Here is an 840-nt window from a genome sequence, read left to right on the forward strand (position 1 = left end):
AAGGGCTGCCGTGACAGGGTGTACTGGCCAGCAGCGCAAGAGCCCTTCGGCCAGGCGGGCAGGTGCTCCGGGACGCCTAGTCCGGATCGCGGTTGCAATGATATCTACGAAAGCTGAAGCACTGTTACGGATGGCCTCATCGTCCACCTGTATCGCTCTGCCAATGAGCTCAATGACTTCGTCCGTAGCTGCAACGAGAGGTATATCAACGAACCGCCCTTGTACCTTTGCCCAGTCATCTTGCGCTTGTCGCCCAAGGCGTGCAGCGTACGCATCGAACGGCTGATGCAGGATGCCGACCACAATCAGCTTGCCACTCGTGCGGCTAGCTGCCTCTGCAAGCTCCTGAAAGAAGTAGACGTCATCGCCTCCATGAGCGGAAGCTTCGAGAAACTTCCCGAGTTCATCAATGACGATTAGGACACCTTGCTTATGAGTCTCAGCAGTCTCAACCAGATCGGCGATGACATCAGATGCTTTTCGCTTTCCGGCTTCTTCGCCGCCCTTTGCTCGTGCAAGAGCCAGTCGTAGATCCGAAATAACGCTAGCTCGTCTTCCGACGACCGGCAAGACCATCCAGCCGTCTCCTCGCGACGCAAATACTTTTGCGACTGCACTATCGGCCGGCAACGCCAGAATTTGTCGTGCCTTTTCGCGTAGCTTGGCATTCGGACCGACGAGCGAGCACAACATCAATGCAAGGGAAGACTTCCCTCCGCCGTACGGCCCCGTCCATGTAAAGGCCCGTTGCTTTGTGTCGACAAGTTGACGAGCCATGTTCTCTAGCAACGCCTTGGCAGTACCTTGGCAGACGTAACCAGACAGTGCGTCCTCTCGCCC

General features: G+C 56.7%; 1 protein-coding gene. It reads right to left on the minus strand.

Translation table 11 applies throughout. The features are described from left to right. Positions 1 to 777, minus strand: a 777-nt coding sequence (locus ACFTXQ_RS36630; protein ID WP_382650002.1) for a hypothetical protein, incomplete at its 3' end; no start/stop codon positions are given. Positions 778 to 840 lie beyond the last annotated feature (63 nt).

Origin of the sequence: Streptomyces sp. NPDC057010, from assembly GCF_042673805.1 — a bacterium.
In the GTDB taxonomy this organism is placed as follows: domain Bacteria; phylum Actinomycetota; class Actinomycetes; order Streptomycetales; family Streptomycetaceae; genus Streptomyces.